The following is a 23789-nucleotide window of genomic DNA, read 5'->3' as shown; positions in this document are numbered from 1 at the left end:
ATTCCCACCTTAATTATCAAACAGTAACGTATAGAACTACAAACTTTTGTATATTAAGAAATTGTTTAAATTGTATACCTGGCTACTATGTCCCCTACTTCCAAGATAAAGTACCTTTCACTAAAAAATATTGAATTTAATTTTTGTAATCACTTAAGTCTAGTATTATTTTGTTAATGTATCGTTCATTTGCATCCTTGATGATAAATTTTATACCATTTTTATATCTTATAACTTCATCTACAGAAGGTACCTTACCAGCAATTGAAAGAACCAAACCACTAAGTGTGGCATAATGCTCTTCAGATTCACACAACTCTATTTTTAGATTTTCCTCTATATCCTTTATAAGGGCCCTTGCCGATATTTCAAACTTATTTTGAGATAATTCAGTAATGGTGTGTTCTGAATTTACCTCATTCTCGTTATCAATATTTGGTATCAATTCTTCTATAAGATCATTTATCGAAATTAAACCATCAGTTCCGCCATATTCATCCAGTACAATAGCTAAATATGACTTGGAAGATTTCATTTTAACAAAAAGATTTGTTGCTTTCATTGAGGCTGGGACAAATATTACATTTTTTATAATATTCCTCAGATTAAAATCTTTATTCTTATTGAAAATGATATCTTTTACGTAAAAAAAGCCTATTATGTTGTCAAAGTTATTCATATAAGTTGGTATCTTAGCATGGTAAGTGTTTTTCACCTTCTTTATTACCTCATCCTTGCTCGATTCAATGTCTACTGCACATATCTCCTTACGTGGAGTCATTATATCCATGATACTACAATCACGGAATTTTAATAGACTATTAAGTATGTCAAGACCTGACAGATCACCCATTAATGACTCAGTCGCACATTTTTTTAACACAGAAGTTTTATTGAAGAGAAAGAGAAAAATTCTGTATGCTATTTTTTCTACTAAAGTTCTTTTCTTATTCAATTTATTCCCTTTAATGGTGAAAATATCTTTAGATAAGGTCTATCAAGAAAACTGTTATTAAATGTTTAATAAGCATGTGAATAATGTCAAATTAATTTGTGAATTATTTTTTGACATAAAATACTAACAATTGATCAACAATTTTTTCAATGACATATACATAATTATATAACAATCCATGATAGTAAAGCTTTTTTCCATAAAAGAAAATTACTAACATTCTAGACATCTTACTTATACACATAAATCATAAAGGAAAATCAATAGTATAGAGAAGTTATTAACATATTTATCCACAAGCTAAGTAATACTAATTTTTACTGAATTTTAAGTTAATAACAATTTATTGATAGAACTACTACCACTGTTATACTTTAGTTTAAATAAAAAGTAGATAAAGTAGATTGAAAAGAAGTAAAGCAAAAATAGCAAGAATCATCAGCCAGAACGAGTCAGATGAAAAAGTTCCTATTTGGTTAATGCGTCAGGCTGGTAGGTCTCTTCCTGAGTATAGGAAGGCAGTGGAAAACATGAATAATTTCATGGAGATATGTTATAGCACAGATTTGGTAACAGAGTTAACGTTACAACCAATAAGAAGGTTCAACATGGATGCAGCGATAATTTTTTCTGATATTTTGATAATAGCTGACATTTTAGGCTGTAATGTAAATTTTATTCGAGGTGTGGGTCCAATAATAAGACCTATAGAAAGTGCTAAAGACTTGAAGAGTCTACAAGGAATTGAATCTAACACATTACCAATCCTAAATGCTATAAAAGAAGTAAGAAGCCAGTTGCCAGAAGAAAAATCGCTTATAGGCTTTGCTGGAGGGCCGTGGACGGTAGGTTCATACATCATAGAGGGCGGTGGTAGTAAAACTTTTTCCAAGGTGCTAAATTTCTGTCCATTGGCACTAGAGGAAATAATAAACAAAATAACGAAAGCGACAATTATTTATCTGATCAAACAGATAGAGTTTGGAGCAGATGTTATTCAGTTATTTGACAGCAATGCTGGTGTATTGAAGGAAAAACTGTTTGAAAGATACATCATCAAGCCAACAAAGGAAATTGTTTCGGCAATAAAGAGTAGATTTCCCAATTTTCCAATAATAGGTTTTCCGCGCTCTGCTGAAAATCTTTATACAGATTACTGCGAACAAACAGGCGTATCTGCAGTAAGTATAGATTATAATGTTCCAATAGAATGGGCGAAAGAAAATCTAAAAATTCCTCTGCAAGGGAACCTTAATCCTAGTCTTTTGGCCTACAATAAGTCAGAAGCAATTGAAGAAGCAAAGCGTATAATAGATTGTTTTAGAGGGTTACCTTTTATATTTAATCTTGGACATGGAGTGCTTCCTGATACTCCGGTTGAAAATATTGCTGCATTAGTGGACCTAGTAAGAAACTACTAAAACTCTTGTATGAAAAGCCTTTATGAGGGTGGTCAGCCAAATCGCTCTTACTTTAAGCGTTAGCACATTATTACAGTGCCAATTTACATTATTAAAACTCGCTATACAGGGATTTATTTGCCTTTTTCAATTTATTAAGCTTTTTAATATCTATATTTAAGAATACAAAAATACCAACCTTTATGTAAAATAATAAAATTTCTAGCTTTTTTGTTGTGTAGAGTTTATCATTTTTATTTAACTTTAGTGAGATTATGTCAGACCTTGCAAAGAGGATGTCTCTGATAAAACCGTCGCCTACAATTGCTGTGACCGATAAGGCAAACAGATTAAAAAGCGAAGGAAAGAAAATTTGCGTTTTAGCTGCGGGAGAGCCAGATTTTGACACTCCAGATCATATAAAAAAGGCAGCTATTCAATCGATAAATGAAGGCAAAACTAAATATACTGCTGTTGATGGAACGCATGAGCTTAAAGAGGCGATAATCAATAAGTTAAAAAGGGATAACAATCTAGAATATACACTGAACCAAATTTGTGTCGGCGCAGGCGCTAAGCAGGTGTTATTCAACTTATTTATGGCAACAATTGACCCTGGAGATGAGGCTATAATACCAGCTCCTTATTGGGTTTCGTATGTTGATATGGTAAATCTTTTTGGCGGACTGCCAGTTGTTGTAGAGTGCAAGCAAAACTTTAAGCTGACACCAGAACTACTGAAGAGCAAGATAACTAAGAAAACTAAATGGTTAATTCTTAATTCACCGAACAATCCAGCAGGAATTGTCTATACATATGATGAATTGAAAAGCATAGCGCAAGTATTGCTTGAATATCCACATGTAAATATTGTTACAGATGATATTTATGAGCACATAGTATACGATGAAAAGTTTTTTACCATTGCTCAGGTTGAGCCAAAGCTTTACGATAGGGTTTTTGTGGTCAATGGAGTATCAAAAGCCTATGCAATGACTGGCTGGAGAATAGGTTATATTGCAGGTAGGAGTGATATAGTAAAAGCTATTTCTACACTGCAGTCTCAAAGTACTTCTAACCCAAATTCAATAGCACAAGCAGCAGCAGTTGAAGCGTTAAACGGTGATCATAGTTTTTTGAAAGAAAGAACAAGAATCTTTAAGGGTCGTAGAGATTTTGTAGTAAAGAAGCTAAATTCTGCTCCAGGATTGTCAGCATCTATTCCGCAAGGTGCATTCTATTTGTTTGTCTCGTGTGAAGGTTTATTGGGTAAGAGTACGAAAAGTGGTAAAGTAATAAATAGTGATCTTGATTTCGCCGAATATTTATTAGAAGATCATTTAGTTGCTGTTGTTCCAGGAATTGCATTTGGTCTGAAAAATTTTATCAGAATTTCTTATGCAACCTCTCAGGAACAATTAGAAATTGGATGTGATAGTATTACTAAAGCATGCGAAATGCTAAGTTAACTTTTTAATATTACTATATATAATATTTCAGTAAGATAGAGTTGATTTATGGCATGGGTATATTTGCTATTAGCTGGTTTGGTTGAAATAATATGGACCACAGCACTGAAATATAGCAATGGCTTTACTCGTGTTATACCTGTAGTAATTATTTTAGTTAGCGGTTCTGTAAGTCTTTACTGGCTATCGTTAGCAATGAAGTCTATTCCCCTTGGTACATCTTATGCAGTTTGGACTGGTATAGGTTCTATAGGTGCAGCGATAATAGGAATAATGTTTTTTAATGACCCAGTAAATTTGGGGCGTTTATTTTCCCTTGCTTTGGTAGTGCTGGGTATCATAGGATTAAAAGTATTTTCCAATTAGGAAAAGTTAAGTACGTCTATTTTACCACCTCAGGACTTTCTACTAAAGTTGCTTTGGATTTTTCAGTTCTCGAAGAGGGCATTCCTATTGATTTAGAAAGTACCTTTCTAATGTTCAATATTTCATTTTTCTCATTTTGTTGAGTTAAGTTAATGTCGTTTATTTTATTCACTAAATCTTTTCCTTCCTTTAAAATTTTTAAATCGCTTTCGTTGATATGATGTTCATTTTTAAATTCTGCAACGATTTCTTTCTTCTTTGGATGAGTATTCAGAAATTCTAATATCTGGTGTTTAGCAACAGCTTGAATAAATTTCTTATCGTGAAATATTGAATTGTTATGTAATTCTTCTAGGCTTTTATCATATTGTTTTGCTTCGTTTACAGTAAGTTTTATTATTTCTTCTGCACTACTTAAAAGTTCCCTGTATAACTTGTCGTATCTATTGCCTGTGTGTGCGGCAAATGTTTGTTCAATGTATTTTGTTATGTAGTTTCGTAGCGTATTGTCTATTGTATCTATGTTCATTCACTCACCTTGCTTTTATGTTATATTTTACACGCGAAAAGGTTAATATTAAGTTAACTTAGACGTCTCTAAAGCCAAGTTTTACTAAAAATTATATTATTTAAAATATAATTGTTATCACGAAATAAAAGCGTAAGTAAAATGAACTTTGTAACAAAACTAAAACTTATAATAAAAAAAATAAAGCTTAAGATGAACAAGGGTAAAATTATAAAAATCCTTATCATCTGTGGTATAATTTTTTTCATATACCTTATCCATGAACCAGTTATAGATATGCTAAAAGGTCTCTTTTAGAAAGATACTCGGATTAGAGTAGCTATCTACAAAAGTGTTGCTCCTTGCTGATAAAATACATATAATCCTGTTTTTTAGGTAATATTAGCATTGAAGAGAAACTTTTTCATATGGTTGCTAGCATCACTATTTTATGCATACCAGTATATATTACGTGTAATTCCAAATATAATCGCGCCTGAATTAATAACGAAATTTAACATAAGTATTACAGATGTTGGTCAATTTGGTGGGCTATATTATATAGGCTATACGCTTGCTCACATACCTGTTGGTCTTGCCCTTGATAGATTTGGGCCAAAGTTTGTTTTACCTGCATGTATTGTCTTAACGTTTGCTGGGACATTACCACTAATATGCTTTGATGAGTGGTATTACTCAATACTTGGTAGAATGATTGTTGGAGTTGGGTCATCTGCTTCGGCAATTGGGCTCTTTAAAGTTGCAAGTATGTATTTCTCACAAGAAAAATCAGCAAGGATGGCTAGTTTATCTATAATAATAGGGTTACTTGGAGCTATTTATGGTGGATTACCTCTAGACTTCTTGCTCAATAAATTTGGTTGGAATTATGTTATATACACTTTCTCAGCATTTGGTTGTTTACTTGCTCTGCTATTGCTTTTAATAACGCCAAAAAGTAACATAGAGGAGAGTAGAAATGACAACATACTTCAAGATTTAAAGACTGTACTTTTCAATAAACATATCATTCTAATCAGCTTTTTTGGGGGCTTGATGGTTGGGCCACTAGAAGGTTTTGCTGATGGTTGGGCAAAAGCGTTCTTATGTGAAGCATATCAAATGACCGGAGATTTGGCATCTTCACTTTCCTCTCTCATGTTCATAGGCATGGGGGCTGGATCATTCTTTCTCGCTTATTTACTGGAGAAGTATCCAGACAAACATTACGAGGTGATTATTGCGTGTTCTTTTGCAATGATCCCTAGCTTTCTTTTGCTTTTTACACAAGTTGGCGGTTTATATATTGCATTACCTACACTTCTTGTTATCGGCTTTGCATCTGGGTATCAGGTAATTACTATTTACAAGGCAATAAGTTATGTAAACAATAACTTGGTAGGCTTGGCCACAGCTGTATCAAACATGATAGTTATGGTTTTTGGCTATTTTTTTCATACTGGAATTGCAAAAATAATAGACTTATGTTGGAATGGAACGTTAATACAAGGAAATCCTTTGTATGGTACTGATTTGCTGGTAAAAGCAATATCAATTATTCCTGTATGTCTGCTTTTGGCTGTTTTTGGATTTATGTGGTTAAGGAAAAGGTCTTATGACAATTGCTTCAGAAAGGATTTGTAACTCTGAAAATAATTTAAAGTCTTTTGATAATGAAGTTTATCTCTCTATAGAGAAGGAACTGCAGCGTCAAAGATCGCAGTTGCAATTGATTGCATCGGAGAATTTTGCAAGTAAAGCAGTGATGGAAGTACAGGGTTCTTTTCTGACTAATAAATATGCAGAAGGTTATCCTGGTAAAAGATATTACTGTGGCTGTGAGTATGTAGATGAAGTTGAAAATCTGGCTATAGAAAGGCTTTGTAAGCTATTTGGTGTTAAATTTGCAAATGTTCAACCTCATTCTGGTTCTCAGGCAAATCAAGCAGTGTTTGCTTCACTGCTTGCTCCGGGTGATACAATACTTGGATTGTCACTGAACTGCGGTGGACATTTAACTCATGGTGCAGCACCAAACCTTTCTGGTAAGTGGTTTAAGTCGATTCAGTATACAGTTAATAGAGACACTTACCTGCTTGATATGGATGAGGTGGAAAGGCTAGCGCTGGAGCATAAACCAAAATTAATTATTGCTGGTGCTTCTGCTTATCCAAGAAAAATAGATTTCGAGCGCTTTCGTGAAATTGCGAATAAAGTTGGTGCATATCTGCTTGCAGATATTGCTCACTATTCAGGGCTTATTGCTGCAGGTTGTTACCCATCACCTGCCAAATATGCGCATATTATAACTTCTACAACTCACAAGACTCTACGTGGTCCTCGTGGTGGAGTGGTAATGACAAATGATGAAGCGTTACATAAAAAAATTCAGTCTGCAGTTTTTCCAGGATTGCAAGGTGGGCCACTTATGCATGTGATAGCTGCAAAAGCTGTTGCATTTAAGGAAGCATTAGCGCCAGAGTTTAAAACTTATAGTAAAAAAGTTGTAGAAAATGCAAAAGTGTTAGCTCAAGCGCTGCAAGAACATAGACTTGACATTATAACTGGCGGCACTGACTCTCATATAGTGCTAGTTGATTTAAGATCACGGAAATTGACTGGAAAAGACGTTGTGAATAGCCTTGAAAGAGCTGGCATTACCTGCAATAAAAACTCCGTGCCGTTTGACACAGAAAAACCAACCATTACTTCAGGGCTCCGTTTTGGTACCGCTGCTGAGACAACACGCGGACTTGAGAAAAAAGATTTTAAAGAGATAGCTGATCTGATAAATGAAATAATTCAGGGATTAATTGATGGAAATAGCCCTGATGTTGAAAAAGCAGTGAAAAATAAAGTTGAAAGTATTTGTAGTAATTTTCCTATTTATTAATTTATTTAGCATTGTAATTTCCTTCCTTTACTTTGGATTAAACTATTGTATAGTGATTTTATAGCTCTTTAATTTTATGATAAATGTACCTAGCATAGAGAGTTGTGATTTTCACAATAAAAATGTTCTGCTCAGGGTTGACTTCAATGTTCCTATAAAAAATGGAAGAATTTGTGATGCCACTCGTATTTTGAGAGCGCTACCTACCATTCAGTATTTGGCAAATGCGGGTGCAAAAGTTATTGTTATCTCACATTTTGGGCGTCCAAAAGCCAAAGACAGTAACTTATCGCTAAAAAACGTAGTTGAAACTTTATCGCGGCTGCTAAGCAAAGAAGTGAAATTTATTGATGATTGTATTGGTGAGAGAGTACAAAGAGCAATAAATGCGATGGATGGAGGAGATATAATATTACTAGAGAATCTGAGGTTTTATAAAGAAGAAGAGCAGAATGATTCAAATTTTGCTAAACAATTAGCATCTCTAGCAGATATATATATAAATGATGCGTTTTCTTGCTCTCACAGAGCTCACGCTTCTATTTCACGCATTACGGAATTTTTACCTTCTTATGCAGGATTTTGCTTGCAAGATGAGCTAAAGTATCTTGAGCAAGCTATATCGTTTGACGCTAAACCTATTACTGCGATAGTTGGTGGAGCTAAAATATCAACTAAAATAAAAATGCTTATAAAGCTAGCAGAAAAGGTTGATTACCTTATTCTGGGCGGCGCAATTGCTAATAATTTTTTGTTATTTAATAAAGTTAATGTAGGCAAGTCTTTTTTTCAAGATGGCGTTGATGATCTTCTGCACGATATTGTTGAGACGGCAAATAAAAACAATTGCAAAATAGTTGTGCCAGAAGACGTTTTGGTTGCAGTAAATTCTGATTATAGCACTGGCGTTTTAAGAAAAACCGAATCCGTTTTGGATGATGATATAATTTTAGATATCGGACCTCAAACTTTAAGCACAATAAGCGGTATAATAGCAAGCAGTAAAACTCTGCTGTGGAACGGACCTATTGGTGTTTTTGAACATTCAGCTTTTGCAAATGGTACAGTAGAGGTGATGAGAGTAGTAAGTGATTTGACACACGAAGGAAAATTAACCAGTGTAATAGGAGGAGGAGATAGTCTATCTGCAATAAATACTGCAGGTCTTGCCGATAAAGATTTTACATATATTTCAACTGGTGGGGGAGCGTTTTTAAGTTGGCTAAGTGGTGATGAGATGCCAGGACTGCGATCAACATTAGATTAAAACTTTTTTAAGTTGTTGCTTATACCCTAGCTTCTTTATGAATATGATTATGTCGAAAATAGCTAAGTTAATCTTGTGCTTAATAATACCAGTAATAGGATTTGTTTTTTACATTAAGGAGCATTATCTCAATGATGCAAATTCACAAATTGGCTTTGAGCCGTTTTTCAAAACAGATTCTTCAGATCCAGACTATATTCCACCACTTCCGGAGCTGACTGATTTTGATAGAGGAGTATTAAGAGTTTGTGGAGATTGGGGAACACACCCTGATGAAGAAGATTTTAGAATTTTGCTCGATTGTCCGCAGCATCAAGAAGTGGTGAAAAGGATATACGATAAGCTCGATCATCAAGTGGCTACACCAAATGCAGGCTTGGGGTTATTTAAAGATGAATTGACTAAGATTTGGTTTACAAATAGCGGAGTTGAGAAAGAAACTATAGGATTTGGACATATTTTTTGTGGTGAACCAGATAGATTGGGACTTGGTGGTATGCATTTTGTAGGTAGATATGTTGAAGCTCAAGAAAATAAGTGGGCGGGTGCAATTTGGGGTAATAAATCTCTGTGCAATAAATTAGATATTAAGCCACCTGTTTACACGTTTGGAATGAAATACTTAGGTAAGGGTGGAGAAGTAAAAGTTAAGTGCCCAAATGGGTATGCACATAACCTTCATGCTGATGATATTTTAGTTTCTGCAACTAAGGCGTTTAAGGAATTGGGAGAAGATGGAATGTGTCTGTATAAAATGGAAGATGCCAATTATCAATCAGTGTTTGTGAGAAAGAATGACGCTATACTTACGTTCTATCCTGACTTAACACCAAAATGTAATGATAAAAGTACTAATTGTAGCTGTAGCAAGCCTTGATTAGCTGAAAAAAAGTAAACATTTTATGCGTATTATGTTAATTTAGTTATATTGTGGCAATTTGTAAAGCTGCATGAGACTTATAGTAAAAAAATGTTTGTCTGTTTTATTTCTGTTGCTGCTTGTAGCGCCTCTTGTATATGGACAGCAATCTTGCTTAATTGATATCGAGAACGATTTTCAAGATTTGAAAACATCATTAAAAAATCCAATATTTTTAGATCCTGCGTCAAATTCAAATTATGATGATAGGGAAGGCAAAAAAGTGTTGATGGTGGTGGTGCATCATACCGAATCACCAACATTAAAAAGCACAAAATGCGCATTAAATTCTTCAGGTATATCAGTACAGCTTATTGTTGATAGGGATGGTAGCATTACTCTGATGGTTCCACTCGAAAAACGAGCGTGGCATGCTGGTATAAGTTATGCGAAAGTTCAAGTAGATAATGTGATTGAAGAGCTACGAAAACTGAATGATTATTCTATAGGTATAGAGATTGTAAACACAGGGCTTGAGCCTTTTCCAGAAGAGCAAATGAAATCTGTTAAAGATCTGATTTTGTACCTCATGAAGCGCTTTAAGATTAGAAAAGATATGATATTTAGTCACGCTGAAATAGGTACTATAGTATATAACTCAGCCATTGAAGGCTACGCAATGCGTAAACCTGACCCACATAAGTTGTTTGATTGGGAGTTATTGGAGAGAAATGGCATTGGACTGCATATAGGTGATAGAATCAGTTCTCAAGACGCAAGACAAAAAGTAGAAGAGGTTTTATATAAGGTAGGCGATAAGAGTGAAAGTATTTTGAAATTAAAAAAAAGGTTGAACAATTTTTTTTATAAAATACTGCCTTGGAATGATAAAGAAGGTAACGCTGACAATAATGCTGATTACTCAAATGAGTTTGATGAGAATTTTGCGTGGGTTATTAATCAGTTTTCAATGCATCATTTGCCGAAAGAGATTAGAAAAGACTTGCCTCTAAAATTAGAACAGGAAGATATTTTGCCTGAATTTTTAAGTGAATATGGCAATTGTATTTTCAACAGATTCACATCTTTTAATAATAAAATTGAATCAAGTTTACAACCACCATTTTTGAATGAAGAGGATTACAAGCGTTTATTATCTTCTCTTGCAGAATATGAAAATAATATTTCTTCTAGTGCATTTGCTACGCTCATGTACAAGATTAAGCTATATTACGACTCTTATCTAAGGTATAATATAAGATCCTCGCTTTATATTCCATTTAAGCTTAATTTATTTGAGAAGCTAGATGTTTTAAAGAATGAAATATTGTCTTTTAAGTCTATAAGACATGAAAAGGCTATAGAAGTTTCGAATTTAATTAATGAGTTTAGGTCGAAAATTTTACCTGATTTCCAAAATTTTGAAAAACAATGGTTCCAAGAATTTAAGGACACTTGGAAACAAAAGTTTATACCGAATATGGAAAAGCAAATGTCTTGGACTGCGCTGCATGAAACTGTGTTGGAATATTTAGAAGAGGCAAAGAAAGAAGTCTAACAAGTATTAAGATGGCCAGATGAATGGGCAGAGAAAAATAAAGGCACATGCATCTGGAAGGATACAAAAATTTCTAAATGAGGATTAATATAGTATTGGGATGACAGAGTTTAAAAAATAAGTTACTTTTTTTATTTTTGGTAAAAAGTAGTCTATGGGTATTAAAATTGCACCTTCTATACTTTCAGCAGACTTTGCAAAATTAGGAGAGGAAGTAAAAAGAATTAGCGACTTGAATGTAGATTATATACACATAGACGTTATGGATGGAAATTTTGTTCCAAATATTACAATAGGTCCGAATGTTATCTCTGCGATACGTAAATATAGCAATCTTCCTTTTGATGTACACTTAATGATTAAATCTCCTGGTAACCATATTGAAAGTTTTATAAATGCTGGTGCTGATATTATCACTATACATGCAGAAGCAGAGATACATCTTGAGAGGCTAGTAAGAAAGATAAAATCATACAAAGACATAAATCATACAAAAAAAACAATACAAGTTGGAGTTTCAATTGTTCCTTCAACTTCTCCAAGCGTGCTTGAATATATAATACATGAGCTAGATATTGTACTAATTATGACAGTCAATCCTGGATTTGGAGGACAGGAGTTTATTCATTCGCAGTTGAGTAAGATATCTACCGTGAGGAAAATGATACAGGACCGTAATCTTAAAACACAAGTTTCAGTAGATGGTGGAGTTAACTTTTCTAACGCAGCTGATATAATAAAAGCAGGTGCAAATATATTAGTTGCTGGATCAGCAATATTTAAAGCTGAAGACATGAAAAAGGCTATAAACGATCTTAAAAATCTTTCGTTATAACCCTACAGATAACACAAACCATTTTTGTTATCTTGTCAGTTTTAAAAATTCCTATTATCTCAGTGCTTCGACACTGAGATAATAGAAAGTAAGTTCAACCTCAATAGAAACCTGATGATGAGTCATTATTACCAAATTTTGGTCTGTTTCTATTACTAAAACCAGAACGAGGACGAGTAGGTCTATTACTATGATAATTATCTCCAGGTTTTTTATTAAACGAGTTGTTATAATAATTATCCCTATTATTTAAACCATCTCTCCTTTCTTCATTGTAAAGCTTACCTTCAAAAAATTCACCTGTTTCTTGATCAACACGACGTCTTGATAATTTTGGACATCCACCTTTTTCAAAGTCAATTATCAAAGCTTTGAAGGTATCACCCTGTTTAAGTATATCCTCAATGGACTCTACATGTTGATTAGCTACCTCGCTTATATGCATTTTTCCTTTTCTTCCATTAAGAAGTTCTAGCTCTACAATAGACTTCTCTATCTTTACAACTTTAGCATCAATTATAGAACCTTGTTCTAGCTCTGTTATTGAATCAATCATCATATTCTTTGCAGCTTCAGCTTCAGTACTACTAATGGCAAAAACAGAAACTTTACCGTCATCCCCTATTTCAATTTTTGCATTACTTCTTTCACATACACTGCGTATATTTTTTCCTTTAGCACCAATAGCTGCAGAAATTTTATCTTTATCTATATAAAACGATAACACTCTTGGTACATGATCTTTTATATCCTTACGATGTTCTGAAATTACTGCATTCATTTTTTCTAAGATATGTAATCTTCCGACTTTTGCTTGTTCTAAAGATTTTTCAACAATTTCAAAGCTTATACCAGGAATTTTCATATCCATCTGCAGTGCTGTAATCCCTTCGCTAGTTCCTGCTACTTTGAAGTCCATATCACCAAGATAGTCTTCATCGCCCAGTATATCAGAAAGTATTATATGCTCATTTTTGTCTTTGATGAGACCCATAGCAATTCCTGCAACGGGAGCCTTTATTGGCACACCTGTATCCATTAATGCAATGGAAGTTCCACAAACTGTTGCCATAGAAGAAGAACCATCAGATTCCATAATCTCAGATACTACCCTTATTGTATAAGGAAATTCAGATTTATCAGGTAAAACAGGATGAATTGCTTTCCAAGCAAGTTTACCATGACCAATTTCTCTCCTTCCTGGTGCGCGTATAGCAGAAGCCTCTCCAACAGCAAATGGAGGAAAATTATAATGCAACATAAAATGTTCACGTCTATCCCCTTCAATGTCATCCACAATTTGCTCGTCTTGTGTAGTACCAAGAGCAGTAACAACTAGTGCCTGAGTGGTACCCCTTGTAAATAGCGCAGAACCGTGAGTCTTGGGTAGAATGTCAGCCTCAATTTCTATCTGGCGTATTTCATCATACTTACGGCTGTCTATCCTCACACTTTTCCTTCTAATCATTTCACGCACTAAAGATCTTTCAAAGCTTTTTACTGCATAAGTAATTAACTTTTCGTCTTTTCCAGCCTCTTTAAGAGTATTCAATATATTATTCCTGACTACTTCTAGAGCTTGAACTCGCTCTTGTTTTACTGTTTTTGAATATGCTTCTTCAAAGTCTTTTCGATATTTTTCAAGTTCTTGAGTTATATCTGATATATCAATAGGAGCAAAGCTTTCAGGTTTATTGCCTACTGTATCAGCAAATTCTTTTATAAGCTTAATAACAGGTTGAAGATGTTCATGGCCGAATTTTATTGCACTCAAAACATTTTCTTCAGAGAGCTCTTTGACTTCCGATTCGACCATTAAGATCGAATTTTCATCACCAGACAAAAACAGATCCAAGTTGCTTGCTTTCATCTCTTGAACGGAAGGATTGAGTATATAATTGTTATTTTCATCACAACCGACCATAACTCCAGCTATAGTAAAGTGGAAAGGAACACCAGAAATTGCAAGAGCTGCGACGGTACCTATCAATGCTGGTACTTCAGGAGAATTGACTGTATCGTAAGTTAATAGATTACATACTACACTAATTTCATCATGAAAACCTTCAGGAAATAACGGCCTTATACTTCTGTCTATTACTCTTGAAATTAAAGTTTCTCTATCAGATGGTTTTCCTTCTCTTTTAAAAAAACCACCAGGAATCTTACCCATGGCATAACTTTTTGCAATAAACTGCACATTTAAAGGGAGAAAATCAACACTTTCTTCCTTCTTTTTTCGTACAACAGTGACTAAGATAGAAGTATCTCCATAATTTACAACTACTGAACCATCAGCTTGACGTGCTATTTTCCCAGTTTCTAAAGATAAGGTACGCCCCTCCCAATCTATAGATTTTTTTATAATTTCAAACATACAAAATTCCTCGATTATTTTCTAATGCCTAACTTCTCTATTAACTCTTGATAGGCTTCATTACCAAATTTACGTTTTATATAATTTAAGTGCTTGCGCCTTCTACCTATCAATATAAGTAAACCGCGCTTAGAATTATGGTCATGCTTATGCGCTTTAAAATGCTCAGTTAAATTACTGATCCTCTCGGTTAAAATTGCACACTGTACAAAAGATGAACCTGTATCATCTTCTTTAATTGCATATGTACTAATCAAACTTTTTTTCTTTTGGGATGTTATTGACATCTAAACCTCATTTCAAAATATTAAAAACACGAATAGGCTTCACATAACCATGAGTAAAACTGCAAATTGCAATAGGTACATTACCCACTATCGTACAAAAAATATCATGATTCTTTAAATTACGCAAGTTATTTAATATAATTTCTTGACCTTTTCTGATTTTCTCCGCTTCCTCTAAGGAAATTTCAACTTTGAACATCGATTTTAAAGCCGATTCAATGGGGATGATGAAGCCTTTTGTATTACCTCCATCATCTTCTGCTATCCCAGTGCTTGACACTGGGATCCAGTCTATTTCATCACGAACATTGTTTTTGACATATGCTCCTAGAATCTTTTGTCCATTACATGATTTGTAAGTATTTGTATCCAGTGTCAAGCACTGGGGAGAGTAGGTTGTTGTGTTTCTTTCAGCGAGCTGTTCAATTGTCACTGATTCGTTTTCTCTAAAGTCACCTACCATCGTTCTTCTTAATTTTGTAATATGTCCAAAGCAATTTAATTCAATTCCAAGATCTCTTGCAATTGATCTTACATATACACCGCTACCGCAGATCATAGAAAAATCAGCACTATTATTTATAGTGTCCAAGAATATCAGCTTCAGTTCATGTATTTTGACTTGCCGGGGTTTTATATTTACCTTTTGCCCACTTCTTGCTAATTTATATGCTCTTGCTCCCTTGATTTTCACTGCTGAAAATTGAGGAGGAGTTTGTGTTATCTCACCAATAAAATCCTTAATCGCATAGTTTATTTGGTTATATTCGGGTTTTATATCGCTAGTTCTAATGATATCACCACCCAAATCATCCGTAGTTGTTTGTTTTCCCCATTTGATTGTGAAATTGTATGCCTTTAAGTCACAAGATAAATACGGTATAGTTTTTGTTGCTTCACCAAGAGCGATCGGTAATATACCTGAAGCCAAAGGGTCAAGTGTTCCCAAATGGCCGGCTTTTTTTATTCCAAAAATCCTTTTAATTTGAGTTACAGCTTGCGCAGAACTCATTCCTGTTGGTTTATCAAGATTCAGCCAGCCATTTACCATGTATCAATCTTACATAATTAGTAACAATTTAAAAAGTAGATAAAACATCAAGTTATTAATAAAAATGCTTGATTAGTTTACATTCTCAATATATAATTAACTTTTTATAAACCTTAATGGCTTTGTTGCATAGCTAGTGTTGGTTGAGGTTATTGTAAGAAGAAAAGCTTTTTAATATATGGCTACTAACGCATTTTGTTGTAAAATAGGCATTTTTCAAACAAGTACAACTTATGCCACAAAAAATGAGAGTAAGTAACCAAAGAGAATATAACGAGTTTCTCAAAAAAAGAGGAAATGTTTTTCATTTTGTTAATCAAGCCATAGAAAATTGGTATGAAAATAGTCCAAAAGTTGCAGGTGGCAATAACACTTATAGTGATAAAGTTGTAATTTTAATACACATAATAGTTCATCTTTTTAGAATTGGCTTGAGACAAGCTGTAGGTTTTGTAAAAGGTTATATGGTACAAATAGGCAAAAAACTTAAGATTATCAGCTATACACAAGCTTCCAGAAGATTTAAAAAGCTTAATTTGAAGATTGATGACCATAGAAGCAATAAAGATGATCTGGAAAATGTTGAAATTGCCGTAGATAGCACTAGAGTTAGTATCTACAATAATAACGGTGGGCATAGTAAGCTTAATATTCGAAAAAGAAAATACAGTGGTTATGGTCAAGTAAGAAAATTACATGTTGTTTTAAACATAAATGATAAGAAAGCAATAAGCATCTAGTGGTGTTGCTGTAGACTATTTGCCGGTCTGCGATATGTTAGAAGAAGTCAGTGATAAATATAACATTTGTTCTATTCGAGCAGATGCGGCTTATGATATAAAAAGTGTGTATAAAGAATGCAGAAAATACAATATTGTGCCTATTATTCGCCCTAGGAAGGATACTAAAATTTGTTTAGCTGACTACTTATCAGAAAGAAACAAGTATATTAGTAGAATTAGGTCATATGAGAATTATGAAGATGGTATTAATGAATGGAAGAAAAAAGTTAAGTATGGAGCACGGTCTTATATTGAAGTCTTTTTCTATAGGTTGAAGCAAATATTTGGGTTTGACTTGAAAAATAAATCAGAGGTAAATCGTGAAAAAGAGCTGTTAATTAAGTGCTACTTATTGAACAAATTTACTGATATAGGTATGGCTGAATTTAAATTAGCTGCGTAAATTCACTGTGATTTACATGCCTATCAGTGCTATGCAACAAAGCCAACCTTAATTAGGAGGAAGTGATTATGACTACAAATATATGGAAACTAAAAAACATAGCACCTATAACAAAAATGGGTATTGAAGGTACAGTTGCAACTGCATCTTTAGCAGCAGCAATAACAACAGTATTGATTGCTACTAAAGTAATTGCTGGCCCTGCATCTTTAGCACTTATTGCTAGCCCTGCTGGAATTGCAGCTCTATTTATTGCCGCTGTATATTTTGCCGCAGCAGCTTATGCTTCATATCAGCAAATGCATAAGAATGAAGAAATAGGAGTGAATGGTAAAGATGGTAAAGATGCAGATTTCTCTGTTCTTCTTGGTGATATGGTAAAGAGTGGTGAAGTTGTTGAAGAAACAACTAAAGACGAAAATCAGCAGGATGTTAAGCAATTACATCTGAAACTTTCAAAAGATGATTATGAAGCATTAACAAATGGTAAAAATGTTGGTGATGAAGTAACTCTGAATGTGTTGCTAAAAAATAAATCAGTTGAAGTTAAATTTAAACACGTTGCTGTTGCTGACGATAATCATAAAGTACAATTAACTAGCGTAGATGGTGAAGGTCAGCTTGCTGAAATGAAAGAAAAGTTAGCTATGGCTCCTGATTCTAAGTCATTAACAGTTGCGGTAGGTGATAAAGATCTTGAAGCTTTAAAGAATGAAGTTCAAGCTAAATTAGGAGAGGTTGCAGTAAATGCAGCTCTATCAAAAATTGCTCAGAAGTAAGCAGTTTTAAATCGAGAAAAAAAGAGGTAGAGTTATCTCTACTTCTTTTCTCTATCATTTAGGTACGTAAGATCTATCCCACACCTCAACTACATCCTCACTGAACTCTATTATCTTTACTTTTTTGAATTTATGGCAGTTGTTTATGGATTGAATCCCTAGATCTCCTATAAAAGGAGTGGCATCATTGCCTAGAATTTTACCACTGCGACAGATTATTAATCTATCAATCAAATTATGCTTTAATAGCTCTGTAATTAATATTCCTCCACCTTCAACTAATAACCTTGTTATGCCAATTTCTGAAACAAGTTTTGATGCCATGTCTTTTAGGCAGACTTTATCGATAATGTCAGGCTCCGATGTCATTCCAGCGCGTGACCAGTTTTCATTATGCAATTGCTTGAAGTTTTCTGGATCCCAGTGTCTGGGCACTGGGATGACAGGAGAAGGTATTGGAATGACAGGAGAGTGTGTTGGGGTAACATCTGGAATAACAGGAGGTTTGTGATTTGAATTGACTATCAAATAATTAATGTTTTTTATTTTTTTCTCTATTTCTCTGTTTGTAATCACCCAAGTTGTTATTTTGTCTGCAGTTTTTGCAATATTATGCTCTTCCTTCAATTTCCCTTGGCTATCGATAATTAGCCTTATTGGCGACCTGTCTTCGAGTCCTGGTAATCTGCAAGTTAAGAGAGGATCGTCATTGATAAGGGTACTACTGCCAATCATAATTGCATCATATTTTGCTCTGAGCTCATGTACCCAATTTCTCGTATCTTCACTTGTTATCCATTTGCTATCGCCTGTAAATGCTGCAATTTTTCCGTCAAGAGTTGTTGCAATTTTGCAAGCTATGAATGGTCTATGGAGTTTCTTGGTGGTAAAAAAGCCAACATTCAGTTTCTCTGCTTCTTTCTGCATGATCCCTTGCTTTACTTCAATTCCTACTTCTTTCAGAGCTTTAATTCCTCCACCTGAAACTCTACTATCTGGGTCAATAGTTGCAATTACTACCTTTCTTATTCCTGATTTTATGATTTCTGCAGTGCAAGGTTCTGTAACTCCAAAGTGGCAGCATGGTTCAAGAGTGACGTACATAGTTGCACCATGAGTTAAATCTTTAGCATTTTGCAAAGCAACTACTTCTGCATGTGGGCGCCCACCGATTCCTGTGTAGCCTTCACCAATTAACATACCGTCTTTTACAATGACACACCCAACAGCAGGGTTTGGTGCAACACCTCCAAGACTTTTTTCTGCGAGCTTTAATGCGATCGACATGAAATAATCATCGGTCATTAGAAAGAAGTCATTTCGTATGAGGTATCAAAAATTCTTCTGTGCTCGTGTATGGCAAATCTATCTGTCATACCTGAGATGTAGTCACATATTATTACTGAACGCTGAGATTCACAGGCAAGCTTGTTCCACTCTGTGGGTAATAACCTTGGGTTTTCATAAAAACATTGAAAAAGCTCCTGTACTATACGTTTTGCTTTGTTCATTGTTCTGGCCAGTTTATAACTTCTGTATATTTTTTCCATGTTGAATTTTTTCATCTCTTTTGTGGCATTTGCAACTTCTGGTGAAAATGTGACTAGCATATTATTCAAGCTCCTTACATCTTCTACACTTTTTATTTTGTGATCTTCAATATTTCTTTCGGTCTGAAAAACGACATCATTTATCATAATTCCTATAGTTCTACTCAGTGATTCATGTATGAGTTTGCTTTGAGCCAATTCTGAATATTCGCTTTTTACTTCTTTGAACATTTTGCCAATTAAAGGAACATCGAGCAAATCTGCGATGGTTACTAAATTTGCCCTGAGTGCATCATCAAGATCATGCACACTGTAAGCGATGTCATCAGCAATCGAAGCAACTTGTGCTTCAATGCTTGAAAATTCTTCAAGCTTTAGATCATATTTTTCATTGCATTCTAATAACAGCTGATTATTTGTTTGAGATACCGCATTTTGACCGAGTAAAGGACCGTTATGCTTTGCAACGCCTTCAATCACTTCCCAACTTAGATTCATACCATCAAAATCAGCATGTTTTTGTTCAAGATAAGTTAAAATCCTTATAGCTTGAACATTATGATCAAACTCATACTTCTCCTTATCAACTTGAACTAGAGCATTCTCACCTGTGTGACCAAATGGAGGATGACCAAGGTCATGTGCAAGCGCTATGCATTCGGTGATGTCCTCATCTAATCTGAGCCTGCGTGCGATGGATCTTGCAATTTGTGCAACTTCAAGGCTATGAGTTAGCCGAGTACGATAGTAATCATGCTCATAATTGATAAAAACTTGTGTTTTGTATCCTAGTTTCCTAAACGCATTAGAGTGAATAATGCGGTCCCTATCACGCTGAAAACAGCTGCGATTTTTGTCTTCTGGCTCTTTGAAATTTCTTCCTTTTGTTTTATTTGGAAAGCACGCGTAACTTAATAGAAAATTATTGTTTGACATGTAAAATTTCTACTATAATAGGTTATCAATAATGAACGGTGGTTGTTATGTCAACAGATTACAATATTAGCTTAACTGACAATGCATTAAGGAAAATCCACTCCCTTGTAGAACAGGAAGGAGATGAGAGTTCTATTTTGCGGGTTGCAGTTTCAGGTGGTGGATGCTCTGGCTTCAAGTATAATTTTCTTATGGATCAAATAAATAAGAAGATGTCTTTGGATGACGATTTTGACGATGATGAAGACGACGATTTTGACGATGACGAAGATAGCGAGGATTATAGAAGCCACTCCAGTTTTAGTGAAAAAGGTAAAGATATAGTAATTAATGATGAGAATGGAAACCCTGTATTAATGGTTGATAATTGTTCAGCGAAATTTTTAAATAACTCAACTATAGATTATACTGAAGATCTAAGTGGTTCTGGTTTTCAAATCAAGAATGCTCTCGCTAAGTCTCGATGTGGTTGTGGTAACAGTTTCTCGGTCTAATTCTCCCTCCTGGATCTTTTTATAATATGGGTGGTGGTGTAACACTAGAGCTAGCTTCTGTAAGTAAGAGCTTCAAAAAAAGTCCTGCTATTGTAGAAGATATCAATCTGAGTCTTACAAGAGGGCAAGTAGTTGCATTGATCGGCAGTTCAGGATCAGGAAAAACAACTATATTGCAAATTGCAGGCCTATTGGATAAGCCAACTTTAGGTGTAGTGACAATAGATGGAGTAAATTGTACGCAAGCCAGCAATAAATATAAAACTCATGTAAGAAGAAATTTTCTTAGCTTTGTTTATCAATTTCACTATTTATTACAAGAGTTATCAGTGTTGGAAAACGTTATGCTTCCTCAGCTTATTGCAAGAAGAAGCAAAGCTGAAGCAAAAAAAAAATCGCAAGCAATATTAGAAAAATTTGGTCTGGAAAATAAAGCAAGTAGTATGGTATCTGAAATTTCTGGTGGAGAAAGGCAGAGGGTTGCAATTGCAAGAAGCATTGTAAACTCTCCAAAGCTTTTACTTGCAGATGAGCCAACGGGAAATTTAGACCCAACAAATTCTTTGAATGTATTTTTGCTGTTACATTCATATGTAAAGGAAAATAACAGCTCTATGCTTATAGTAACACACAACTATATCCTTGCAGAAAAAGCAGATCACATTTTTCAGTTAAAAAACCGATCATTAGTAAAGCTGTAAATGGAAGAAACAGTACAATACAAAGCTACCTATAACTTGTACTTATTTAACCAATGGTCATTAACAGAGTGTAATTCGCATGAAATGCTTTCATTATTTTTTATACACGGACTCTTTAACTTACGCTGTTTACTTAGAAAGCATCCTGACAGCATAAACATTGCTAAAACGAGAAATAATAATTGCCTAAACATAACAAGACTTTTTTTATTTATATTAATACGTTCATTTCTCTCATTTGTAAAGTTAGGCATATTCTTTTACCCTTATCTCTTTTTTAACTTTTTTGGAGGAAGTGACTGCACTGTTTAAGCGTAGTTTTATATAATTATCTATAATTTGAGCTACTTCCTCTTCTTTATCCCTTAAAAAGTGGTTAGTATCGTCTACTATATGGTATTCCATATGGTTATTTTTTACCGAATTTATTAACCTTTGTGCTAATTCTGTTACATCGCTTTCTTCTGAAATTGTATCATTATTACTTTGTATTATAAGTCCAGGAACTGGGCAAGGAGAGAGAAAAGAGAAATCGTACTTAGTTGCTGGAAGAGAAAGGGCAACAAAACTTACTATCTCTGGACGGCGCATTGTCAATTGCATAGCTACCCATGCTCCAAAAGAAAAACCAACTATCCAAATTGGAACATTGTTAGAGTTATGCTCCTGAAGCCAATCAATAGCTACTGCAGCATCAGTTAATTCTCCTATACCCTTATCAAAAGTTCCGGTAGATTTTCCGACACCACGAAAATTAATTGTCAATGCAGAAAAGTTATTATCGATAAAAGATTCATATATAGTATGTATAATCTTACTATCCATACTACCACCATATTGAGGGTGATGATGTAAAATTAGCACAACTGGTGCATTGGTATCTTTGCTTTGATGGTATCTACCTTCTATCTTTTTTGTTGAATTATTTAAAAAGACTTCTACCATGATAACTCCTAATAAAAACCTGTTTTGACAGGTGTTGATAATGTAAATTGTTTATTAATTATGTATTAATTTCCCTGTTTTTGCAATAAATTTTTATCGTGTTAAAGTTAACATACATAATTGGTTGATGGTAAGTGACAAATAAGCCTGTGAGTTTATTCTCTCTGGAAGACAGTAGTTGCGTGTATGCTGATTATAATGCAACTGCTCCAGTGAGTAAAAATGTAAAAAAAAGTATACTTGAGATTTTGTCGAAACAAACACTAAATCCATCATCGCTGCATAAAAGAGGACAAGAAGCGAGGAAGATTCTTAAAGAGGTAAGAGATAACGTACGTGATGCTCTTAGCATTCCAGATGATAAAGAAATAGTTTTTACGTCTGGTGCAACTGAAGCAAACAACCTCGTCATGAGAGGAATGAAAGGCTATCTGCATGTAATTTCAGCTATAGAGCATCCTTCAATTCTTAATTCTGCATGTAATCCACATATAATACCCGTTAATCAAGAGGGTATTGTTGACTTTTTAGAGCTAGAGAAAATTCTAAGCGAACTTGAAGGGAATAAAGTAATAATTTCAGTGATGATGGCTAATAACGAAACTGGAGTTATCCAGCCTGTTAAGGAAATAGCTAAAATGGCACATAAATTCGGGGCAATCTGTCACACTGACGCTGCTCAAAGTGTTGGGAAAATCAAAGTAAATATGGAAGATTTAGGAGTGGATTTACTTACTTTATCTGCTCACAAATTTGGTGGTATAGCAGGTAGTGGAGTTTTAATATTTGACAAAAAGCTTGTAATAGAACCTACTATAATAGGTGGTGGGCAAGAAAAAGGATTGCGTGGTGGTACAGAAAACATTATTGCAATAGTAGGTCTTTCTGCTGCATTGCAAAACATTCCAGATCTTCTATCAAAGATGGATGAAGTAGAGAAGCTGCGTGATCAATTGGAGTATGGGTTATTAAGTCTTGTCAGTGATATCAAGATCTTTGGCAGAAATTCTAAAAGATTGCCAAATACAAGTTTCATTTATATGCCGAGAGTGAAGAATGATCTGCAGCTCATGTGCTTTGACTTAAATAATATTGCAGTCAGCAATGGTTCTGCATGTTCTTCTGGAAAAGTTGGGCCTTCTCATGTTTTGCTTGCAATGGGAGCAACAAAAGAGCAAGCAGAATGTTCAATTAGAATCAGTATAGGTCCGGAGGTTAAACCGCGAGACATAGAAAAAATAGTGGATTGTTGGTATAGTATCTATAAGAAGAATGCTTTAGTAAATGCAAAAACTACTTTCACCATTCCCCTTAAATCATGATAGAGGGAATGGTGAAAGTAATTTCTATTGCCAGAGGTTGTTATAATAGTTA

The 23789-nt window shown here is 34.4% G+C and carries 21 protein-coding genes and 1 pseudogene; 14 read left to right on the top strand and 8 right to left on the bottom strand.

The features are described 5' to 3' along the window. Positions 1 to 136 precede the first annotated feature (136 nt). A complete protein-coding gene (locus tag OPR42_RS03745; RefSeq protein ID WP_010403535.1) occupies positions 137 to 955 on the bottom strand; it encodes a transporter associated domain-containing protein in 819 nt (272 codons plus the stop codon). Positions 956 to 1359: 404 nt separating this feature from the next. Between OPR42_RS03745 and hemE the strand changes: the two genes are divergently transcribed. The 3 genes from hemE to OPR42_RS03730 all read left to right on the top strand — a co-directional run bounded on the left by hemE (position 1360) and on the right by OPR42_RS03730 (position 4190). Continuing rightward, entirely contained in the window at positions 1360 to 2376 is a 1017-nt protein-coding gene (hemE, locus tag OPR42_RS03740; protein ID WP_264375167.1) for a uroporphyrinogen decarboxylase, read from the top strand. Between the two features lie 254 nt (positions 2377 to 2630). Next, positions 2631 to 3824 (top strand): pyridoxal phosphate-dependent aminotransferase, encoded by a 1194-nt coding sequence (locus OPR42_RS03735; RefSeq protein WP_265041862.1) that lies wholly within the window; start codon positions 2631 to 2633, stop codon positions 3822 to 3824. Between the two features lie 48 nt (positions 3825 to 3872). Beyond that, positions 3873 to 4190: a DMT family transporter gene (locus tag OPR42_RS03730; RefSeq protein WP_211907571.1), complete on the top strand. Its 318-nt coding sequence runs from the start codon at positions 3873 to 3875 to the stop codon at positions 4188 to 4190. A 16-nt stretch (positions 4191 to 4206) separates the two neighbouring features. On the opposite strand, the gene OPR42_RS03725 is transcribed toward OPR42_RS03730, so the two are convergent. Next, positions 4207 to 4719 carry a hypothetical protein gene (locus OPR42_RS03725; RefSeq protein WP_264682827.1) on the bottom strand — a complete coding sequence of 171 codons (513 nt, stop codon included), beginning with the start codon at positions 4717 to 4719 and terminating at the stop codon, positions 4207 to 4209. A gap of 387 nt (positions 4720 to 5106) precedes the next feature. Here OPR42_RS03725 and OPR42_RS03720 point away from each other — a divergent pair, with 387 nt between their 5' ends. The 6 genes from OPR42_RS03720 (at position 5107) to rpe (ending at position 12110) form a co-directional block, all read left to right on the top strand. Next, positions 5107 to 6342 carry an MFS transporter gene (locus tag OPR42_RS03720; RefSeq protein WP_265041861.1) on the top strand — a complete coding sequence of 412 codons (1236 nt, stop codon included), beginning with the start codon at positions 5107 to 5109 and terminating at the stop codon, positions 6340 to 6342. Next, positions 6314 to 7591, top strand: coding sequence for a serine hydroxymethyltransferase (glyA, locus tag OPR42_RS03715; protein ID WP_265041860.1), 1278 nt, complete (start codon positions 6314 to 6316; stop codon positions 7589 to 7591). Before OPR42_RS03720 ends, glyA begins: the two co-directional genes overlap by 29 nt. A gap of 79 nt (positions 7592 to 7670) precedes the next feature. Beyond that, entirely contained in the window at positions 7671 to 8858 is a 1188-nt protein-coding gene (locus OPR42_RS03710) for a phosphoglycerate kinase (RefSeq protein WP_265025439.1), read from the top strand. A 49-nt stretch (positions 8859 to 8907) separates the two neighbouring features. Then, positions 8908 to 9735 carry an EndoU domain-containing protein gene (locus OPR42_RS03705; RefSeq protein WP_264377212.1) on the top strand — a complete coding sequence of 276 codons (828 nt, stop codon included), beginning with the start codon at positions 8908 to 8910 and terminating at the stop codon, positions 9733 to 9735. Positions 9736 to 9808: 73 nt separating this feature from the next. Next, positions 9809 to 11275, top strand: coding sequence for an N-acetylmuramoyl-L-alanine amidase (locus tag OPR42_RS03700; RefSeq protein ID WP_264730306.1), 1467 nt, complete (start codon positions 9809 to 9811; stop codon positions 11273 to 11275). A 154-nt stretch (positions 11276 to 11429) separates the two neighbouring features. Further along, entirely contained in the window at positions 11430 to 12110 is a 681-nt protein-coding gene (gene rpe, locus OPR42_RS03695; protein WP_265014960.1) for a ribulose-phosphate 3-epimerase, read from the top strand. A gap of 100 nt (positions 12111 to 12210) precedes the next feature. Here rpe and pnp read toward each other — a convergent pair whose 3' ends face one another. From pnp to truB, 3 genes are read right to left on the bottom strand one after another with little or no spacing between them, the layout of a single operon-like run. Continuing rightward, entirely contained in the window at positions 12211 to 14487 is a 2277-nt protein-coding gene (gene pnp / locus OPR42_RS03690; RefSeq protein ID WP_265041858.1) for a polyribonucleotide nucleotidyltransferase, read from the bottom strand. Positions 14488 to 14501: 14 nt separating this feature from the next. Then, on the bottom strand, positions 14502 to 14774 hold the full coding sequence (gene rpsO, locus OPR42_RS03685; protein WP_007302237.1) for a 30S ribosomal protein S15: 273 nt from the start codon (positions 14772 to 14774) through the stop codon (positions 14502 to 14504). 7 nt (positions 14775 to 14781) lie between these two features. Further along, entirely contained in the window at positions 14782 to 15825 is a 1044-nt protein-coding gene (gene truB / locus OPR42_RS03680; protein WP_265041857.1) for a tRNA pseudouridine(55) synthase TruB, read from the bottom strand. 233 nt (positions 15826 to 16058) lie between these two features. Here truB and OPR42_RS08900 point away from each other — a divergent pair. Both OPR42_RS08900 and OPR42_RS03665 read left to right on the top strand, forming a co-directional pair. Then, a pseudogene (locus tag OPR42_RS08900) lies at positions 16059 to 17010 on the top strand (IS5 family transposase). Between the two features lie 68 nt (positions 17011 to 17078). Continuing rightward, positions 17079 to 17789, top strand: a complete 711-nt coding sequence (locus OPR42_RS03665; protein ID WP_265041856.1) for a hypothetical protein — start codon at positions 17079 to 17081, stop codon at positions 17787 to 17789. Between the two features lie 54 nt (positions 17790 to 17843). Here OPR42_RS03665 and ribD read toward each other — a convergent pair whose 3' ends face one another. Together ribD and OPR42_RS03655 are read right to left on the bottom strand one after the other, a co-directional pair. After that, complete coding sequence (gene ribD / locus OPR42_RS03660) at positions 17844 to 19094, bottom strand: bifunctional diaminohydroxyphosphoribosylaminopyrimidine deaminase/5-amino-6-(5-phosphoribosylamino)uracil reductase RibD (RefSeq protein ID WP_265041855.1); 1251 nt, start codon at positions 19092 to 19094, stop codon at positions 17844 to 17846. Then, on the bottom strand, positions 19094 to 20275 hold the full coding sequence (locus OPR42_RS03655) for a deoxyguanosinetriphosphate triphosphohydrolase (RefSeq protein WP_064085387.1): 1182 nt from the start codon (positions 20273 to 20275) through the stop codon (positions 19094 to 19096). Before OPR42_RS03655 ends, ribD begins: the two co-directional genes overlap by 1 nt. A gap of 47 nt (positions 20276 to 20322) precedes the next feature. On the opposite strand from OPR42_RS03655, the gene OPR42_RS03650 reads away from it, so the two are divergent. Further along, the gene (locus OPR42_RS03650) at positions 20323 to 20769 is read left to right on the top strand and encodes a HesB/IscA family protein (protein WP_007302232.1); all 447 of its coding nucleotides are present in this window, start codon (positions 20323 to 20325) and stop codon (positions 20767 to 20769) included. 26 nt (positions 20770 to 20795) lie between these two features. Beyond that, positions 20796 to 21470, top strand: a complete 675-nt coding sequence (locus OPR42_RS03645) for an ABC transporter ATP-binding protein (RefSeq protein ID WP_010407030.1) — start codon at positions 20796 to 20798, stop codon at positions 21468 to 21470. 246 nt (positions 21471 to 21716) lie between these two features. Here the strand turns inward: OPR42_RS03645 and OPR42_RS03640 are convergent, their stop codons facing one another. Further along, the gene (locus OPR42_RS03640; RefSeq protein WP_010407025.1) at positions 21717 to 22415 is read right to left on the bottom strand and encodes an alpha/beta hydrolase; all 699 of its coding nucleotides are present in this window, start codon (positions 22413 to 22415) and stop codon (positions 21717 to 21719) included. 134 nt (positions 22416 to 22549) lie between these two features. On the opposite strand from OPR42_RS03640, the gene OPR42_RS03635 reads away from it, so the two are divergent. Further along, the gene (locus OPR42_RS03635) at positions 22550 to 23737 is read left to right on the top strand and encodes a cysteine desulfurase family protein (protein ID WP_265041854.1); all 1188 of its coding nucleotides are present in this window, start codon (positions 22550 to 22552) and stop codon (positions 23735 to 23737) included. Positions 23738 to 23789 lie beyond the last annotated feature (52 nt).

It is taken from the genome of Wolbachia endosymbiont (group B) of Melanostoma mellinum (assembly GCF_947251465.1).
In the GTDB taxonomy this organism is placed as follows: domain Bacteria; phylum Pseudomonadota; class Alphaproteobacteria; order Rickettsiales; family Anaplasmataceae; genus Wolbachia.
The sequence above is the reverse complement of the archived record's forward strand: the minus strand, read 5'-3'. Positions and strand labels throughout refer to the sequence as shown.